This window comes from Aliidongia dinghuensis (genome assembly GCF_014643535.1).
In the GTDB taxonomy this organism is placed as follows: Bacteria; Pseudomonadota; Alphaproteobacteria; order ATCC43930; family CGMCC-115725; genus Aliidongia; species Aliidongia dinghuensis.
The window spans coordinates 1-17,566 of record NZ_BMJQ01000014.1 but is presented as its reverse complement, the minus strand read 5'-3'; the positions used below and the strand labels follow the sequence as shown (position 1 = coordinate 17,566).

Annotated in this window: 20 protein-coding genes and 2 pseudogenes; 3 read left to right on the top strand and 19 right to left on the bottom strand. The window is 62.3% G+C overall.

The window, feature by feature from the left end:
• Nucleotides 1-32 precede the first annotated feature (32 nt).
• Nucleotides 33-836 carry a haloacid dehalogenase type II gene (locus IEY58_RS23965; protein WP_189050529.1) on the bottom strand — a complete coding sequence of 268 codons (804 nt, stop codon included), beginning with the start codon at nucleotides 834-836 and terminating at the stop codon, nucleotides 33-35.
• 43 nt (nucleotides 837-879) lie between these two features.
• Here IEY58_RS23965 and IEY58_RS23960 point away from each other — a divergent pair, with 43 nt between their 5' ends.
• Nucleotides 880-1,512: a TetR/AcrR family transcriptional regulator gene (locus IEY58_RS23960; RefSeq protein ID WP_189050527.1), complete on the top strand. Its 633-nt coding sequence runs from the start codon at nucleotides 880-882 to the stop codon at nucleotides 1,510-1,512.
• Nucleotides 1,513-1,810: 298 nt separating this feature from the next.
• Here the strand turns inward: IEY58_RS23960 and IEY58_RS23955 are convergent, their stop codons facing one another.
• From IEY58_RS23955 to IEY58_RS23925, 6 genes and pseudogenes are all read right to left on the bottom strand, one after another.
• Nucleotides 1,811-2,485 (bottom strand): DNA-3-methyladenine glycosylase I, encoded by a 675-nt coding sequence (locus IEY58_RS23955; protein ID WP_189050525.1) that lies wholly within the window; start codon nucleotides 2,483-2,485, stop codon nucleotides 1,811-1,813.
• Nucleotides 2,486-2,558: 73 nt separating this feature from the next.
• Nucleotides 2,559-2,897 carry a DoxX family protein gene (locus tag IEY58_RS23950; protein ID WP_189050523.1) on the bottom strand — a complete coding sequence of 113 codons (339 nt, stop codon included), beginning with the start codon at nucleotides 2,895-2,897 and terminating at the stop codon, nucleotides 2,559-2,561.
• Nucleotides 2,898-2,913: 16 nt separating this feature from the next.
• Entirely contained in the window at nucleotides 2,914-3,138 is a 225-nt protein-coding gene (locus IEY58_RS23945) for a hypothetical protein (protein ID WP_189050521.1), read from the bottom strand.
• Between the two features lie 10 nt (nucleotides 3,139-3,148).
• Complete coding sequence (locus IEY58_RS23940; RefSeq protein ID WP_189050519.1) at nucleotides 3,149-3,502, bottom strand: hypothetical protein; 354 nt, start codon at nucleotides 3,500-3,502, stop codon at nucleotides 3,149-3,151.
• Nucleotides 3,499-4,539 (bottom strand): annotated as a pseudogene (locus tag IEY58_RS23930) (SDR family oxidoreductase). The gene IEY58_RS23940 and the pseudogene IEY58_RS23930 overlap by 4 nt, the downstream one beginning before the upstream one ends.
• 84 nt (nucleotides 4,540-4,623) lie before the next feature.
• Nucleotides 4,624-5,598: an SDR family NAD(P)-dependent oxidoreductase gene (locus IEY58_RS23925; RefSeq protein ID WP_189050515.1), complete on the bottom strand. Its 975-nt coding sequence runs from the start codon at nucleotides 5,596-5,598 to the stop codon at nucleotides 4,624-4,626.
• A gap of 117 nt (nucleotides 5,599-5,715) precedes the next feature.
• On the opposite strand from IEY58_RS23925, the gene IEY58_RS23920 reads away from it, so the two are divergent.
• Nucleotides 5,716-6,348 carry a TetR/AcrR family transcriptional regulator gene (locus IEY58_RS23920; RefSeq protein WP_189050513.1) on the top strand — a complete coding sequence of 211 codons (633 nt, stop codon included), beginning with the start codon at nucleotides 5,716-5,718 and terminating at the stop codon, nucleotides 6,346-6,348.
• 77 nt (nucleotides 6,349-6,425) lie between these two features.
• Here the strand turns inward: IEY58_RS23920 and IEY58_RS23915 are convergent, their stop codons facing one another.
• The 7 genes from IEY58_RS23915 to IEY58_RS23885 form a co-directional block, all read right to left on the bottom strand.
• A complete protein-coding gene (locus tag IEY58_RS23915; RefSeq protein ID WP_189050511.1) occupies nucleotides 6,426-6,905 on the bottom strand; it encodes a YybH family protein in 480 nt (159 codons plus the stop codon).
• Nucleotides 6,906-7,114: 209 nt separating this feature from the next.
• A complete protein-coding gene (locus IEY58_RS23910; RefSeq protein ID WP_189050509.1) occupies nucleotides 7,115-7,711 on the bottom strand; it encodes a TetR/AcrR family transcriptional regulator in 597 nt (198 codons plus the stop codon).
• Between the two features lie 66 nt (nucleotides 7,712-7,777).
• Nucleotides 7,778-9,196 (bottom strand): MFS transporter, encoded by a 1,419-nt coding sequence (locus IEY58_RS23905; RefSeq protein ID WP_189050507.1) that lies wholly within the window; start codon nucleotides 9,194-9,196, stop codon nucleotides 7,778-7,780.
• A gap of 1 nt (nucleotide 9,197) precedes the next feature.
• On the bottom strand, nucleotides 9,198-10,154 hold the full coding sequence (locus tag IEY58_RS23900) for an MBL fold metallo-hydrolase (RefSeq protein WP_189050505.1): 957 nt from the start codon (nucleotides 10,152-10,154) through the stop codon (nucleotides 9,198-9,200).
• A gap of 34 nt (nucleotides 10,155-10,188) precedes the next feature.
• The gene (locus tag IEY58_RS23895) at nucleotides 10,189-11,184 is read right to left on the bottom strand and encodes an aldo/keto reductase (RefSeq protein ID WP_189050503.1); all 996 of its coding nucleotides are present in this window, start codon (nucleotides 11,182-11,184) and stop codon (nucleotides 10,189-10,191) included.
• A gap of 21 nt (nucleotides 11,185-11,205) precedes the next feature.
• Entirely contained in the window at nucleotides 11,206-11,952 is a 747-nt protein-coding gene (locus tag IEY58_RS23890; protein WP_189050501.1) for an SDR family NAD(P)-dependent oxidoreductase, read from the bottom strand.
• A 143-nt stretch (nucleotides 11,953-12,095) separates the two neighbouring features.
• Nucleotides 12,096-12,626, bottom strand: a complete 531-nt coding sequence (locus IEY58_RS23885; RefSeq protein WP_189050500.1) for a cupin domain-containing protein — start codon at nucleotides 12,624-12,626, stop codon at nucleotides 12,096-12,098.
• 497 nt (nucleotides 12,627-13,123) lie between these two features.
• Between IEY58_RS23885 and IEY58_RS23880 the strand changes: the two genes are divergently transcribed.
• Nucleotides 13,124-14,113, top strand: a complete 990-nt coding sequence (locus IEY58_RS23880) for a LysR family transcriptional regulator (protein WP_229743918.1) — start codon at nucleotides 13,124-13,126, stop codon at nucleotides 14,111-14,113.
• On the opposite strand, the gene IEY58_RS23875 is transcribed toward IEY58_RS23880, so the two are convergent.
• From IEY58_RS23875 to IEY58_RS23855, 5 genes and pseudogenes are all read right to left on the bottom strand, one after another.
• Complete coding sequence (locus IEY58_RS23875) at nucleotides 14,096-14,335, bottom strand: DUF2274 domain-containing protein (protein ID WP_189050498.1); 240 nt, start codon at nucleotides 14,333-14,335, stop codon at nucleotides 14,096-14,098. The genes IEY58_RS23880 and IEY58_RS23875 overlap by 18 nt on opposite strands.
• 4 nt (nucleotides 14,336-14,339) lie before the next feature.
• Nucleotides 14,340-15,524 (bottom strand): TrbI/VirB10 family protein, encoded by a 1,185-nt coding sequence (locus tag IEY58_RS23870; RefSeq protein WP_407648440.1) that lies wholly within the window; start codon nucleotides 15,522-15,524, stop codon nucleotides 14,340-14,342.
• On the bottom strand, nucleotides 15,521-16,510 hold the full coding sequence (trbG, locus tag IEY58_RS23865) for a P-type conjugative transfer protein TrbG (protein ID WP_189050496.1): 990 nt from the start codon (nucleotides 16,508-16,510) through the stop codon (nucleotides 15,521-15,523). The genes IEY58_RS23870 and trbG overlap by 4 nt, the downstream gene beginning before the upstream one ends.
• Complete coding sequence (trbF, locus tag IEY58_RS23860; RefSeq protein WP_189050493.1) at nucleotides 16,510-17,190, bottom strand: conjugal transfer protein TrbF; 681 nt, start codon at nucleotides 17,188-17,190, stop codon at nucleotides 16,510-16,512. Before trbF ends, trbG begins: the two co-directional genes overlap by 1 nt.
• A 3-nt stretch (nucleotides 17,191-17,193) precedes the next feature.
• Nucleotides 17,194-17,566: pseudogene (locus tag IEY58_RS23855) on the bottom strand (P-type conjugative transfer protein TrbL); the annotation flags it as partial.

The following is a 17,566-nucleotide window of genomic DNA, read 5'->3' as shown; positions in this document are numbered from 1 at the left end:
ATGCGTAATGACTTGGCGCTTTCCAGTCAGGCTTATTTTGTCCGGGCGATGGCATAGTCGGCGAGTTCCTTCAGAGTCGCGCCTCTTCCGTCCGGTTCGATGCCCAAGGTTTCAGGCATGGAGCCGGACCGATTGACCCAGAAGGTTTCCATCCCGAACGCTTTCGAGCCGGTGTAGTCCCATCCCCCCGTCGCGGCGAACAGCACCTCCCGGCGCTGCAACCCGAAGGCACTTTCTGCCATGGCGTAGGCGCGCGGATCGGGTTTGAACGCCTGCACCCGGTCGGTGCTCAGATAATGCTCGAACAATGGCGCGATGCCGACGCCCTGACTGCTCGACCTCAGCATCGCTTCCGTCAGATTCGACAGACAAGCAAGTCGCAAGCCTGCCCCGTGCATTCGACGCAGTGCCTCGGTGGAGTCGGGCCAGATCTTCAGATGAGAGAAGGTATCGACCATGGCTTTCACCGCGCTCGGGCTTGGGTCGAGTCCCTTGGCGGTACAAGCGTAGCGCAACGCCTCCGAAGCTACCTGGCCTCCGTCCGCGTATCGCTTCTCGATGGTGCGAAGGAAGAAGTAGTTGAACAACTTGTCCTTCCACACCGCCGCGACCGCGCGACCCTTGCCGGGGAATTGCGCCTCGACCGCATCGTCAAGGCTGCTGGCGTCGAAAATCGTGAACACGTCGAAAGCGATGGCTTTGATGGGATTACCACCGGCTGCCCGAGACGGCGACCCGAGGAGGGCCGCACCGGCCCCCGCGGCGGCAACAGTTAGGAAGGTCCGTCTCGTTTGCATAAATGCCTCCCCGGGGCTATCTTGGAACAAATGGTCCATCTATAGCTGGATCGATCGATCCAAGATGTCAACTGAGGATTGGATGAGCGGAAAGCCGCAATACGATGAGCAAGCCGTGATCACAGCTGCCGCGGGCGTTTTCTGGCGCCATGGTTTCGCCGCGGCCTCCCTCAGCGATCTCACGGCGGCGACCGGTCTGTCGCGCTCCAGCATCTACCAGCGCTTCGGCGACAAGGACGGCCTATTCCTGGAAGCCCTGGAGGCGCACACCGAGCGATCGCTTTGTCGAATGAATGCGGCGAAAGCCGATTCGCCGCGCAGAAGGCTTGAGGCCATCCTGCGGACATTCCTCCCAGACCCAGCGGCACCCGAGCGGCCGCCCGGCTGCCTGATCGCGCGAAGCTGTAACGAAGCCGCCGAGTTGTCCGCGGCAGGAAGCGCCGCAGCCGTCGCTGCCGCTGCGAGGCAACGTGAGATAATCCGCGGCATTTTGAGCGATGGCATATCCGGAGGTGAACTGGCGCATAACGCGGACGTCGATACTTTGTCGTGGTACTTTTTCGGTGTCCTGCATGCAGTTCTGAACTTTCCGAACGCGGGCGCAGATCGACCAACACTTGATCGCATGATCGATGTGGCAATGACGGCTTGGCCGGACCTGAGAACTGAAAATAATACCAATTTTGTGCATAAATGCTCAGAGCGAAACTCATGAACTCCGAGCTGATCCCGATCGCTCCTCTCAGCCCGTCCCATGAACTCCTGGCACCCGGTGGTGTTGGGCAGAATCCCTGAAGTTGGGCGTAGAGCTATGAACAGTGAGCCGGTATTTGCCTCGCTAGGCTCGAACTAGACCGACAAACGTGCTTGAGCGGCCGGTCTCCGCGATCACGCTGGAACTGGTACAGATCACTACGATTAGGCAGAGACAGTCAGATCGACACGGTTCGAACGTCTGATCTCTACCTTCGCAGGGCGGCGTTTTTACGTTCATGTGAGTTTCGAAATCTTCCTCAGCCAACGCTCATAGCGAGCGTTCTGCTGATCGATGTGAGATCGAGACCGGACTGCTCGGACCAATAGTTGAAGGCGGCTTGTATTTTCGCAAAATCATCTTTTCCGCCGGGGCTCTTGCTGACCACCTGCTCGCGAATGAGCGCTTTCACGACATCGGGCATCGTGATGAAGGCCGGCTTGCCGATCGAGCGCAGGAAATGCATTCCTGTTTCGCCGCCGAGCCGGCTCCCTTTCTTCTTCAACAAATCGAGGAGTCCGACATAGTCGTCGTCGGGCCATTCCGCCAGAAACCGGGCGGCGGTGCCGTGCTTCTCGGCCAGTTCCACGAGGAAGCGTCCGTTTTCCTGCACGGATTTGATCTTCGCGCCGTTCCTGACGATATCCTTGTCCTTGAGCAATTCGTCGAAGCGCTCCTCGGTCATCCATGCACAACGGGCAGGATCGAACTGCTCGAAAGCGGACTCGAAGGACTGCCACTTGGCGTCGATGACCTTCGAGGAAAAGCCCGCGCTGAATACGCGTCGCGTCATCGCTGCGAGGATGCGAGCGTCGGGAATCTTGGCGATGTCCTGCGGCGCCAAGGTCCGGGTTTCAGAGAGCATCCGCTTGAGCGCGTCTCGGCCGCCGTGCCGCTCGGCCGCCAGGTCGATGATTTCGTCGAAGCGCCGCATTGTAAGGCTTCTCTCCATCAACTTCGGTGCTCTCAGCAGCGCTTCATGCAGCGCAACGAGGCAGTGGGGCTGACTACCCGTGGATTGCTATCGCCGCGGCAGACGCCGCCATCAGGATTGCGGCTGCCGGGAGGTGTCCCCAGTCGCGACTACGGATGAGCGTCGCAATGGCGGCGAACATGAAAATGGCACTCGCGATCGCCCCAACGCGTGATGTCAGCGGGATCAGCAGAAGCAATCCGATCACTACTCCAACGCTGCCCGCCACCCGGTGAAAGCCGGCCGGATAGCCCCAGAGCGCGAAATTTTGTCGGGCTAGTGAAGGGCCGGCAAAGTTGGCCCCGCCCGTTCCGATCATCACGAGGCCGAGTGCGACCGGAAGCGCGACGGTGATAAACTGGACTACCGGCATGGTGTGGTCCCCGCGTTCAACGGTCGGGCGCAGCCGCGCTAGCGACATCGCCGGCCCCCGGATCGCGGCTTTGGCGCAGTTCCTCCTTCAGTCGTGCCACCTCACGCTCCAGGCGCTCGATGCGGTCGAGCGTATAGTCGAAGCTGGTGGATTCCATCGCCTGCAGGAAAGCCCAGGCGGCCGCGAGGGCGCTCCGAAATTTCCCCGGCTTTGGGACCAAATCGCGTGCTGTGCCTGTCATCGAGAGCTCCTCATTGGTGAAGCTGTGCCCCCGGGGCGTCATCGCCGATGCAGCGTTGCGGCTGACGAATGAGCGCGAGCGCCGGCACCATCTCAGGCTCTCGCGGGCGCAGAATTGCCATGCCGCGCCGCGGCCCCTTTCGGGCCAGACGTTGTTTGTCGACGGCGGCGGCTGTGATGCCCGTCTTCACCCGCTCCAGCGCTCTCAGGAAGGCACAGGCGGCCGCGAAGGCGAGGCCAACCATGCGATCGAAAGTGAGGTCTAAGCTGGAGGTGGCCAGCGATTGCACGAAGGCACTGCCGGTCACGGGAACGCGGCCGAATTTCCCCTGCTGTGGGGCCAAATCGCTTGCTGTGTCCGTCATCGAAAGCTCCTCATTGATGGTACCTCGAAGCCGTCGTCGCCGATGCAGCATTGCGGCTGACGAACCAGCGGACGGCGCCAGTGCCATCTCGGGCGCTCGCGGTCGCAGAATTGGCGTCCTGCGCCGCGCGGTCCCTTCAATATCGCCGCCTTTCCGATGGAGCCGCCGCCGTCGACAAACAACGTCTGACCCGTGATAAAGCTGGCGTCCCCCGAGAGCAGGAAGGCGACCGCCGCCGCGATCTCCTCTGGCTGCCCCAGAGAAAGTGCGGGGAACCATGACCCGACCCCCTAGAGTTGCGACCAGCCCCCATCGACTGGAATCTCAAGGCCGGTCGTGAAGGTCGCGTCGAACGCGAGGAAGACGACGGCCTTCGCGATTTCCTCCGAGGTCCCGAAGCGCTTCATCGGGATCATACCGATCGTCTTCTCCCGGACCTGGGCGGCCACGTTTTTATCGGTAAACACCTTGTCGAGGATCGGCGTGTCGATGGGACCGGGCGACACGGCGTTGACGCGGATGTCTTGGGGGAGCAGTTCGGTTGCGAGCGTCCGAGCCAAGGATCGCAGCGCGGCCTTGGCAGCACCATAGGTGGCTTGCCCAGGCAGTCCCTTGACGTTGGCGATCGAGGTCGTGAGGACGACGGAGCCGCCCCGGTTAATGAGAGGCGCGAACTTCTGGACCGCGAAGAACGGCCCCTTGGCGTTGAGGTTGAACATCTCGTCGTAGATGGCCTCGGTGACGTTCGAGAGCGGCGTTGGGATGCTGAACCCCGCGTTGACGAAAAGCAGGTCGATGGTGTCGAACTTGGCTTTCACCTGAGCGGCGAGGGCGTCGATATCGGTCAACGATCGCGCGTCGCTCGAAACCACGAGGGCGTCAGCCCCAAGCTCCTGCTTCGCCGAGTCCAGGCCGGCTTGCGAGCGGCCTGTCACCAGAACGCGCGCGCCGCCATCAAGGAGCTTCTTCGCCGTCGCGAGACCCATGCCGCTGGTGCCGCCAAGGATCACCACCTTCTTATCTTGATACTGTGCCATTCACATTCTCCTGGGACGCCATTGCGCCTGTGGTATTTTGGACAATTTCGGATGATATTTTTGCGACGCGACGGCGGTCAGGTGTTAGGACACCGCGCTCAAAGATGCCGGGTGAGACAGGTCGGCGCCGGAAACCTTGACGACGGCCTGCCAGGCGGCTTCCTGGCTTGCGCGAACGTGAAGGTGCGGTTCGCGCTGCAGCTCCATCGGGCCTGAGAACTTCCCTTTAGCCGAGGCGAAGAATCGCCCCGAGACGTCGGTTCCGAACCCCGCCGCCTGGATGTAGCGACTGGCCGCAACCTCCGGCGTCTGATTCATGCCGGGAATGAGGTTCACGATCGGAATCATCAGATACTTCAGCAACGGGCCCGCGTTTCGCGCGACGTTGGTGGCGTTCGACGCACCGGGCGAGACAGCGTAGACGGCCATACCGGGCGGAAGCCGGCGCGCCAGCGCCTCGGCCCACCAGGCGATCATGAGCTTCGCGTCGGCATAGGCGGTGTTGGGCGAGTACTTCACATTGGGTCCGCTGCGAATGAGGGCTTCAGCAGCCGCGGTCTGGTCGCCCCCGTAGTATTGGGCTGCGAACGCCGGCAGGTCGGTGTACTTGAACATGGGCACACCCCCGCGAGCGGGCTCCGCGCCGGTGATGACAATCCGCGCCTCGGGGCTCAGCAGGTTGGCGTTGAGCAGCCCAACGGTCAGTTCATGATGGCCGATAAGCGGGGCCTGGGACGCTTCAACGCCCTCCGCCGTGATCACGCGCTCCTTGGTTGGAACCAATCCCGCATTGAGCAGCAGGAAATCGATCGGCCGACCGCGTTTGACCAACTCGGCGGCCACCGACTTGGCGCTGGCGGCCCTGTTCAGATCAAGCTCGAGCGGCGTGAAGATCCGTTTCTTGGTCTCGTCGGCGAGCTGGGCGGCGGTTTCCTGGGTCTTGGCCAGGCTGCGCCCGGTTACGATGACCTCCTGCCATCCCCCGTCGGCGAGCAAGCGAGCTGCGGCATAACCGAGCCCGGACGTAGCGCCGGTGACCAGAGCGATTGAATGTCTCATATTTTGGTTCCACCGTGGGAGAAAGGTCGAGCCGTGAAGCCACAAGCCGGCTTGCTATTTTTGGACTGACTCCTAATATATTCGGGCAGGATGCATGGTCAAGGATTTTTGGACCAGATGCTAACAAATTCGAGCAGGGGTCGTGGGCGCCCCCGAAGCTTCGACGAGAGCGAGGCGCTGGATAAAGCGACGCGGATCTTTTGGTCGAAAAGCTACGACGGTGTGGCGATCGATGATCTCATCGCTGGCATGGGTGTGGGGCGGCAAAGCCTGTATTCCGTCTTCGGAGACAAGCGGACGCTCTTCCTGCGCGTCCTGCGGACCTATGCAGAGCGAAAAGGCGCCGGCGCGGCAAAAGCCCTCTTTGCGCCGCCGGCTCTTCGCGACGGGATCGCCGGCTTCCTGAGACACGCCGTCGAAGTCGCGACCGAGGAAGGGTCGGTCCGAGGATGCCTGATGGTGTGCGTCGCGCCGCTCGTGGACGACGCTGAGGTCAGGCAGTTTCTGAAGGACGCCGCCGCAGGCGGCGTAGCGCTCGTGGAACGCCGCTTCCGCGACGGGATCAGCGCGGGAGAAATCCCGTCTGACTTTCCTGTCACCACGCGCGCGCGCCAGGTTATCGACCTTGCCCGCGGTCTGACAATGCACGCGCAGTTAGGCGCGCCACGCAAGACGCTCCTCAAAGACGCCGAAGAAGCGGCCGAGTTAGTGCTCCTGCCGCGGCGTGGGAACGCGCTGCCAGAAAGTTAATACTGGATGGCGTGAAGGTCGGAGCGAGTAACTTCTGCTTTCTTGATCATGCTCAAAAACGCAGCTCGCGCAATACATTAATTGTGACCAGTGAAAAACTCTGCGGCTATCTTCCATTTCCCACCTACCTTAACCAGTTCCATTGTCTTCCATCCCCAGGATTTATCGGTAGAAGTCGTGTTTACGAAAACCAGAGAGACTTGAGCTAGCGTCCCGTCTTGTTTGATATGGATGTCTTCGAAATTCTGCGTGAAGGGCTCTCCCTCGAACACCCCCTTCCGAAAGTCCTCGTAATTCGCAGTTTTTACGGTGAGATCTCCACTCTTTCCGAGAAGTGGAACGCCAGTGAAGGGAATGGCCTTGTCTAGTAGCAGGGACTCGAACAGGGCTTGATCCTTGGTGGAGACTGCCTTGGTGTAATTATCGAGCAGCCCTTCAATCGCCTGCCGATCCTCGCCTTTGCTTTCGAAGGTCGCAGGAACAGGCGTTCGGTAAGGTGCCGCAATTGTCGGAGCAACCGAGATCGCCAGCATCATACCAGCAAGCAGGGTCTTCATTTCATTTCTCCTGATGTAAAAAGTCATTTCTCCTGATGTAAAAAGCCTCTTTGTGCCTTGCGCCTCGGCGAGATCGAATGCGACGCCATACGCCTTCGCCGCGCGCGATACATGTGTTCATCGAGCCTGTGCTGATGGCAAACCCGGCTCGTAAGCAATTCGATATTGTTAGAGGCCGCCACACGACGGGCTGGCAGGTCCATCTGCGATTAGCCGTTCAGACGTTCGGCGGTGGGCCACGCCGGCAGCGCAAGGTCGATCGTTCGACGCAAATCTTCACGGGTGGCTCCGGATTGGGCCTCGACGGCCATGCCCCACGCAATTACCAGGACCAGGCGAGCGAGGGCATCCGAGTCCATCCCGGCTGGAAGATCCTCACTGCCGTGCGCTTCAGCGAATCGATCGCGGAACCGCTTCCGAATCTGCTCACGCAGTTCAGCCAGCCATTTCCGGAGGGGATCGCCCGCCGCACTCGGAAGCGAACTGTTCATCGCGAGGCAACCCGGCGCGTGAAGCGGGTCCGTAAGCACGTCGGCATACGCGTGGAGAAAATGCGTCGCGACGGCTCGCGGGGTCGGCTCACGAAAGGCAGCCTCAACAATTTTACTTTGTTCGGCAAAATACCGTTCAATGATCTTTTTGAACAAACCTTCCTTGCTTCCGAACGCAAAATAGAAGCTCGGCGGCGTAATCCCGATCGCTTTCGTCAGATCGCTGATCGACGTTCCCTCGTAGCCATTCCGCCAAAAGAGGCCCGCCGCCTTCTCGATCGCGTCGTCGATTTCAAATTCGCGAGGACGGCCCATCGATGTCAAAGCCCACGTTCTATATCTTCCGCTATATAATCCTTCGCGTCGCCTCACACAATTTGGTTATGGTTCGCCTCCCAGCATGGCTGGTCTCGCTGCGGTCACCCCTTGCCGGACCAACACGGCGGCGGTCACCATGCAGAATGCGAAGACTGTAAAGGCGGCCCGGAGACTCGACTCCCAGTCGGGGATCACGTCGAGCAGGAGGCCCATGAGCGCGACACTGCAAAGGGCGCCGATCTGACGGTTCGCGCTGAGGGTGGCTGAACCGATGTTCGCATGGTCCCTCCCGGCCTCGTGCATCACGCTGGACATCATTGCGGGACCTGAGAAGCCGAGGCCCAGGTTGCAAATGCCGAGGGTGAGGGCGAGCAGCCAGTAAGGCGCCGCACCACCCACCAATATCGTCGATGCGGCACCTAGTGCTGCAGTTCCGTAACCGACGATCATGATGCGCCGGTTGCTCCAGACCGATGAAATGCGGCCCGCATAGTAATTGACAAAGGCGAAAACGCCCATGATCGGGAGCATCTGAATTCCCGCCATGAACGCGCTGGCGCCGCGCGCCTTCTCTAGGAAAAGGGTCACGACGAAGATTTCGCCGAAGAGCACGGCGGACATGAGCGTCCCGGTGGCGTTGAAGGTCCAGAAGCGCCGATTGTGCAGGAGCGCGTGTGGAATGACCGGATGCGAGGCCAAACGTTCCCGGACGGCGAACAGGGTTATGGAAGCCAACGCCACGAGGACAGAAAATACGATTGTGCGCGAGGCAAACCAGCCTAAGGAGTGCCCCTCGATCAGCGTGAAGCTGACGCCGGAGAGCGCGCCCATCAGGAGCAGATGGCTCGCGACATCAAATGGGCGGGGTTTGGGTTTCGATGGCCGGAGCAGGATCGCGGTCAGAATGACGCCCAAGGCTCCGATAGGCAGGTTCAGATAGAAAATGCTGCGCCATCCGAGTTCGTGGACGACAAGGCCGCCGACGAAAGGGCCGGAGCCGGCCGCCGCACCGACAAATGCGCCATAGACCCCGATCATCCTCGTGCGCGTGACGGGGTCCGGAAAGGACTGCGTCAACAACGTCAGCGAACTCGGCAGAAAGAACGCTGCACCGACGCCCTGGAGTAGCCGGGCGACGACGAGAATGCTTGCCGACGTGGCGAGCCCGCACACCGCTGAGGCAAGCACAAATATCATAAGACCGCTGATATAGGTCCGTTTCGCGCCGATCCGGTCTGCGAGCGATCCGCCGAGCAGCAATAACGAAGCGAAAGTCAGCGTATAGGCGTCAATGATCCACACCAACGTCGAGAGCGGCGACGTGAATTCCCGCTGGATGTCTCCCAGGGCGACATTCACCACGGTGACATCGAGCATCGCCATGACGAATCCCAGGGCGACCGCGAAAATCACGCCGACCTTCCAAAGCCGGGAGCCGTCGGGGATCATTCCCTCCGGCTGGGATGCGTGGGCAGCATCCATGTCAGTTGCCCTGCTTCTCTCGGCGACTGACCACGGGCTTCTGGTCGTCAGATTGTTCTTCGGCTGCCACGAAGCGCAGGCCGTCCTTCTCGCGGACAATGTGACCGACCGCGGGAGTGGGGAAGTGCGTTCCGAGCACCAGGACATCGCGATCCACGTGGTCGGCGATGAAGGTGCGACGCGTTGACAGCGCGATCGACTGGTTGAAGTCGAAGTTGGAGCAAATCTCCGGATCCGCGATCTGGATTGGGTTATGCATCAGGTCGCCGGTGATGGTCGCGTTTTGCCCGGCGGAGCTTATTGCGACGCTGACGTGGCCGGGCGTGTGCCCAGGCGTGGGGAACAGGGAGACTTCATCCGTCAAGCGGTGGTTGGTCTCAACAAGCTGCTGCAGGCCTGCCTTGACGATCGGCAACACCGAATCGTTCATGACATTGTCCTGTCCCGACAGTTGGACGACGAAATCCGGCATATCGCCGGAGCCATTATTCTCGTGAGTCCAGTGCTCCCACTCGGTCCGGCCGAAGAGATAGCGCGCATTGGGGAATGTCGGCACCCACTTCGTCCCGTCCCAGCGAGTATTCCAGCCGACATGGTCGAGATGCAGATGGGTACAAATAACCGTGTCGATTGATTCCGGCGGATAGCCGGCCGCGGTCAGGCGCTCGATGAAGGGGATCTGAAGTTTGTTCCAGCCTTCATTGCTGCGTGGTTTATCGTTGCCGATGCAAGTATCGACGATGATGCGGTAGCCCTGGCTTTCCACCACGTAAGCCTGCACCGAATACCGCACCGTGCCATCCGTAAGCGCATAGTGGGGGTGGAGCCAGTCGATCGACTTGACGCGATCCTCGGTCAAGCCGTTGAACATGGCGCCCGGGGGGAAGCCCCCTTCCATTTCAACCACTCGCGTGATCTTGACGTCGCCGACCTTCCAGCGATTGATTTCGTCCGTCATAGGGCCTCCGGCCGTTTGTTCAAATGTTCAGGGCTCATCGCGCCGAATCCCCGCGGCGGTACTCCGCCGTCAGTGCGTCCAACTGCGTCTTGAGCTCGCCGTCGAGCGCGAGATCGGCGGCAGCGAGCGTGTCTGCCAATTGGTCGAGGCGGCTGGCGCCTAGAATGACGGAGGTAACGGCGGTGTTCGCCAGCGCCCATGCGATCGCGAGTGTCGCCAGCGGCTTGCCGTGCTCGCTTGCGATGGCGGCCAGTTGTTCGACCGTTTCAAATTGGCGTCGATGCCAGTAGCGCTCTTGATAGATTTCCCCGAACTTGCCGACTTCCTGTGAAAAGCGGCCCTGGACTGGCGATTTGTCGTGGCTGTATTTGCCGGTCAGCAGCCCGCCGGCGAGGGGATTGAACGGAATGACCGCAAGGCCTTCTTCATGGGCGAGCGGGAACAGTTCGCGCTCGACCTCGCGAGACAAAAGGTTGTAGCGCGGCTGGACGGAGACGTAGCGCGCGATGCGCAGCACGTCCGAGCGGCCGAGAGACCGGGCGAGGCGGTAAGCCAGGATGTTCGAGATGCCGATGTACCGGGCTCTGCCAGAGCGGACGATCGTATCGAACGCTTCGAGAGTTTCGTCGATCGGCGTCGCGGGATCGTCCCAGTGAAGCTGATACAGATCGACGTAATCGGTGCCGAGACGGCGAAGCGAGGCGTCGATTGCATCGAGCAGATGCTTGCGCGAGCCGCCCTGGTCCCAGGGTAGCGAGCTCATCGGCGCCCCTGCTTTTGACCCGACAATAAAGCGGTGGCGCTTGCCTTTCAGCCAGCGGCCGGTGATCTCTTCCGTGGCGCCGAGCTGCGCGTGCGCGGCGCCCATAGGATAGAAATCGGCGGTATCGAGAAAGTTGATCCCCGCATCGGCGGCGGCGTCAAGGATGCGGTGCGATTCCGCCTCGTCGGTTTGCTTGCCGAAGGTCGCCGTGCCGAGACACAGCCGGGAAACGGACAAGCCGGTGCGGCCAAATTTCGTGAGTTGCATGATGCTCAAGTCCTTTTCGGTCTAGACAGCCGTCAAACCGCCGTCGACCGGAAGGTCGATACCGGCGACGTAGCTGCTTAGGTCCGAGGCGAGGAATAGAGCTGCCGCCGCGATCTCTTCGGGGCGTCCTTGCCTGCCCAAAGGGATCGTCGCGGTAATCTGCTTTCTGGCTTCAGCGGCGCCCTCTTTGGACGGGAACTGCCCTTCGAACATCGGCGTGTCGACCGTCCCTGGGCTCAACACGTTGGTCCTGATCTGCCGATCCTTGAACTCGTTGGTCCACGTGCGGGCCAGTGACCGGAGCGCTGCCTTGGTGGCGCTGTAGGTGCTGCGGCCCGGTAAGCCCATGTTCTTCCCGGCGGACGCCACGAGGATGATGGAGGCCCCATCATTCAAGTAGGGCAGCGCCTTTTGGACGGTGAAATAAGTGCCGCGGGCGTTGGTGTTGAAAGTCTTGTCGAAATGCTCAGGCGTCGCCGTGGCGGTCATTGTCTTTTCGACGAAGGCCGCATTCGCAAAAATCACATCGATCTTGCCCTTCTTCGCGACGGTCTCATAGAGACGGTCGAGGTCGTCGAGATTGGAGATGTCGGTCTTTATGCCGGTGGCGTTCTTGCCGATCTCCGCGACAGCGTTGTCGAGCTCGGCCTGGCGCCGACCGGCGATGAATACATACGCCCCCTCTTCAACGAACCTTTTGGCGGTTGCGAGGCCGATGCCGCTGCTGCCCCCCGTGACGATGGCGACCTTGTTTTTCAACAAAGACATGTTGTTTCCTTCATTTTTAGGTTTACAGCCAAGATAACGCCCTGTGTCAGCGTCGACTCGCCATCACCGATACGCGCTGACTCCGCGGCGACCGTAGCGGTGGCAATACTCTCCGGATCCAGAAGTGGTTGATCCTCTGTGACTCAGGCCGCCTTCCTCTCGGCGCCGAAGACGAACATGAGGATTACGCAAGGGTCGTCCGAGCGGTTGTGGAATTCGTGGAAGGCGCCGTTCTGCACGAAGAAGTCGCCCTCTTTGGCTGTGGTCGCGTGTACTTGGCCGTCTTCTCCCGGATAGGCGATATCCACTTCGCCCTTGAGCACGACCGCGAGATCGATGGTGTCGGTCCGGTGCATCGAACCGCCGTGTTCACCTTGGGTCATACCCCCGCCGGTGCCGAAATCGATCTTGGCCATCAAGGCCCCGAGATCCGTCTCGCCCGCTTTCTCAGGCGGAATAACCTGAAGATCAACGCGAACTGAGTCTTTTGGCCCAAAGATCCCAAGCCGCTTGTATTCGCCGAGAACTTGTTCAGGCGTAAGAGGAAGCTGAGGGATCTTGTCGAAGCCCCAGATATTCGTGACCCGATCGGCGGTTTCGGTGTCGAGAAGATCGTCCACTTGCATGACGACGCCAGCCTTGCCCTCGGCGCTCACAATTCGTCGCATCTTCATCCGTCTTCTCCTCCGAAAAATGATTGGCTTCGACTCAAAGGTCGGCGGGTCCGATCGCCACCGTCGCAGAACCACGCAGCAAGTGGCGAAGCCACCGCCCAGCCCGTACTATATCGGACGCTATAGAACGGGGCGACTATCGTCAACGGTTTTGTATGGAGCGCTATAGAATCTTGACCGCGAGTAGTATAGCGCGCACTATGCAATGCGCCGTGCGAGTGCGTCGCCGGGTGTTCGGCCCGCCTCAGAACCCGATGTGGCGCTGCTGAGCGCGCGCATGCGAGGGGAAGGAAAACTAGCAACGCGTTCGATGGGGTCCGGTCGGGCCGTTCCGCCCTCGTTGGACGTTCCCGTCGAGCTAGAGCCAGCGCGCACCTGTTTCATAGCCGCGGTGCCGGATGAGGTTCCGGCACGTCCGATCACAAGGAGAGTCTCTCATGGGTGCTTCGTACATCGGCAGCGGGCAGGGCGGCGCCTTGGCGCTTGAGATGATGTGAGTGATCGGCGGCGAGCGAACGGATCGCGGAGGCAATCGATATGACTGCACCATCGGTCAGACCGGGCCGGCAGCCTGTTCAGCGCGAGCTTCGTGCGCGCCGATGGATATTTTAGATCTTCGATACCTCGCGGTGACGGCGAGCGCCATGAGCTTGACGCGGGCCGCCGAAATGCTCGGATTAAACGCATCGACCATAAGCCGGCGCATCACCCGCGTCGAAGACGAGCTGGGCGTCACGCTATTCGAGCGCGGCCGATCGGGGCTGCGGCTGACGGAAGCCGGTCGCTTTATGATGATTCATGTGCAGCGGTCGCTGGACGACATCGAGGCGCTGATCAGAGCGGGGCAGAACAACGGCCATGGGCTGACCGGCAAGGTCCGGCTCGGCGTGCGCCTGCCGCCAATCGGCGAGCTGTTGCGAAGCCTGCTGGGAGCTTGGCGGGTCGCAGCCTCGGATGTCGATCTCATCGTCTACGAGATGAACGATCATGAGCTCCGAGCGGCGATTGCCGAACGCCGGCTGGATGTCGCGTTTGTCCCGAGGCACGCTCTTTGGCCGAAGGCGACGTCTATGCCGGCCTATCGAGAGGCGCTGGTTGCGGCGTTGCCTTCAGTCCATCCCCTCAGCGCGCGTCCGGCCGTGACATGGGAGTTGCTGCGGGACGAGGTCGTGCTTACCCAAGAATGGGAGGGCAGCCACACCGCGCTTGAGTTTTTTGCATCGTTTCTCGGGAGCGGCGTTCGCTTCTCGGCTCACCCGGCCAGCAAACAGACGGTGCTCGGCCTCGTGGCGGCAGGATATGGTGTCACCTTGGCCACGGCGAGCCAGGGCACGGTCGGAATCCCCGGGGTGACCTACGTGCCCATCGCCGAGCAGAATGCTTGGGTGATGGTCGATCTCGTATGGGCTGCCGACCGTGAGGAGCCGGTCGTCGGACGGTTCGTGGCGTTCATCCGCGATGAGGCCAGATCACGGGGGCTCGGTTGAGCTTTTCGTGCTCCGCCGGGCTTTCGAAAAGCCGCGATCGGTTGCCATGAACCGCGAGATCATAGGGACGATCAAGCGCGCAGGTTCGACTGGCGGCTGGCCGGTTTCTCTCCCCAGCGCTTCGCCATAGGCAAGGAGATCGCGGTGTAGGGAGCCGCTCACCTCGACTGTCAGTTTGACCGGCTTGTCGTCCTCGATGGGGCCGAGCTTGAGCTTGCTCATATGTTCACCTCTCAGCCTTGTAAGGCTCCAGCACCAGGTCGTGCGTTACGAGGACTCGTACCGGAAAGCCGGGGCGGATCGTGATGGTGGGTTGGATGCTGAGCGAGCGGCTGACCACCTGCTCGCCGGCCTGATTGAGGCTTTGCGAGGCGCCCTGCCGGATCGCCTGGGCGAGATTGTTCTCGCTGTTGCTGGTGCCGGCTTCCGCGCCAACGCTGAGGATGGTCGAAAGAAGCGCCGCTTTGAACAGCATGCCCCAGTGGTTGTCGACCTCGTCCTCGAGGCCGGCATAACCCTCGGTATCCGTGCCAGGCTGCCGTTCCAATACGACGGAGGTGCCGTTCGGCATGATGACCCGGTTCCACACCAGGAGCGCGCGCGACTGGCCGAAGGCGATCTGCGCATCATATTGTCCGATCAGCCTCGCGCCCTGCGGAACGAGAAGGATTTTCCCCGTCGGGCTATCGTAGACATCCTCGGTCACCTGGGCCGTCACCTCGCCCGGCAGATCGGAGCGCAGGCCCGTGATGAGCGAAGCCGGGATGACGGAGCCCGCCTGAAGGACATAGGGGCTCGCCGGCGGCTGAACCCGGTCCGGACTGGTCGTGCGCCTGTCAGCGTCGCCGTTCAGGAACGCCAGCTTGTGGTCTTGGGAGGTTAGGCTGGTGGCTGGAGAAGTCGCAGGCGAAGCCGCCGGTGCTGGGATCGGAACCGGTGAGGCGGCCTGGATGCCGATGCTCGTCGTGGTGAACAGGTGGCTCGTGCGCGCGGCCTCCTGCTCCTGCGCGAGCCGCTGCTTTTCGGGATCCTCCTGCGTAGCCGGCGTCGGCATGCCGGGGGCCGGCGCGCCGGCGTTGAGGATCGGTCGGCCGAGATCGCCGGGTAGCGGCGGGCCGAGTTGGGGCGCGTTCTTCGGGAGGCCGGTATAGTCCTTCGGCAAGGCCGCCAGGCCATCGGGTGTATTGCGATTGTTGGTGTTGTAGAGCTCGGAGCCCGTGGTCTGCTGCTGGGGCTTCAAGGCGATGAAGAGCGCGCCGCCGACACCCAGTGCCGCGGCGGCGCCGAGGCCGAGCAGGACTTTCCGCGATAGGCGCGTGACCGGCGCTCGCCCCGAGCGCAGCCGCATTTCTTGCGGCGGGCGCGGCGCCTCGGCGGCCCCATCGTCTTCTTCCCCGGGCGCGTCGTTCACGACTGCGGCCTCCCGTCGGTCCGCACGATGCGCACGACCTGCTGCTGCTTGCCGCCGAGTTTCAACTCAGCGGCCGCGAACAGGCGATCGACGATCATGTAGTTGCTGCGGACGCGATAGTTCACGAGCTGGCCGTCGCCCTCGGCGCCGATGACCCAGAGCGGCGGCAGTTCGCCCTGTGCAATACCGCTCGGGAACTCGATGAAGACCTGGCGTCCATCGTCGAAGGCGCGCAGTGGACGCCAGGCCGGGCTGTCGCCCTCGATGCGGTAGCGGAAATTCAGCGCGTCGATATTGACGCCGCCCGCGACCGGAGCCGCCGCATCGGCGGCGGCATTTTGCTGGCGCAGCGCAATGAGCTGGTCCTGCGGATAGATCCAGGACACGGCCGCCATATAGGTCTTCTCATCGGAACGGAGCTCGAGATGATAGGTGCGCCGGTCGGTATCGATGACGAGGTTGGTCAGGAGATCGGCGCGGGTCGGCTTGACGAGAATATGGATGTGCTTGCCGGGCCCGACGCCGCTTTCTGTGTCGCCGATGATCCAGCGCACCGTGTCGCCGGCGGCGACCGGACCCGAGCCCACGAGCTGCTCGCCGGCTTCCAGCGTGATGTCGGTGATCTGCCCCGGCGCCGCGTAGACCTGATAGAGCGCGCCGTCCGACCAGGGATATTCCTGGATGGCGTTGATGTAGCCGGCGCGGGTGGGCTGGATGCGTGCCGCTCCGTTGGCCTGATCGACGCGGGCTTTCGGATCGGCGGCTTCCGGCGGCGCGGTGTGTCCGGAGGACAGCGGCTTCAACTGACCAGGTAGCGGAAGCGGCTGTGGCAGCTCGACGATTTGGACAGGCTTAGGCGGATCCGGAGCCAGGACCGCCTTCCTCGGCGTGTCGTCATAGCTGATGACCGGGGGCTTGTAGACGGAAGAGCATGCGCCGAGAGAGGCGGATGCGAGCAACAGCGTGGCAAGCGGCAGAGTGCGCATCAGCCGAGTTCCTTCGACCAATTGAGGGCGTGGACGTAGACGCCGAGCGGGTTCTTCCGCAGCCGATCGGCGTCGGTCGGTGTCTGCACGACAACGGTCAGGATGGCGCTCCAGCGCTCGCTCGAGCTGAGCGCGTCATCGACGTAGCGGCGCTCCACCCATTCGACGCGGAAGCTGCTGCCGGACGCGCGGATGACGCTCGCGACATCGACCGAGACCTGCTCCTTGCCGATCTTGGCGAAGGGGTCGTTGGTCCTGGCATAGTCGTTGAGCGCGAGCGCCCCCTTGTCGGTGACGTAATTGTAGGCCTCGAGCCAGTCCTGGCGGAGCACGACCGGATCGGCGGGGATGCCGCGCACCTCTTCGATGAACCGGGCCAAGTGCCAGGCGATCTGTGGGTCGGTCGGCTGGTAGTCGGCAACGGCGGGTGCGACGGCCTGCGCCTGACCAAGCTTGTCGACCTGCACGACCCAGGGCGTGATGGTGCCGCGGGCTGACTGCCAGACCAGTCCGCCGGCGAGGCCGCCACTTAGGAGAAGCGATCCGAAGAAAGCCAGCCGCCAATTCTTCGCCTGGACACGCGCCGAGCCGATGCGGTCGTCCCAGACCTGGCCGGCGCGCTGATAAGGCGTCTCAGGTGCTGGGGTTTTGCCGTACCGGACCATGGGTCGTCGGAACATCGGTCACTCCCCCTCTGAAAGATCGACACCGGTTCCGCCCGACGGATGGTCGCCGGACTGGATCGCGCGGTGAGCTGCTGAGGCGCCTTGGCTGATGGCCTGGTTGCGGCGCATGCGGCGGGCCCAGGCCGGCGGGCTCGCAGATTCGGCGGCGGCTCCGGGCGTAGCACCTTCCCCACTCCCGACCGGGCCGGCGGCAGCGGATCGGCTGCCGGCGGCGAAGCTCTCGCGCATGCTGGCAGCGGCACGGCGAAGCGGACTCATCGCCGCGTTGCCCGCCGACGAGGCTGCGGCCTCGGCGACGCCGGACAGGCCGCCGGCGCGGTAGGCGGTGGTGGCGGCACCCGCCAGGGTCGCGCCGCCGCGTGCGGCGCCA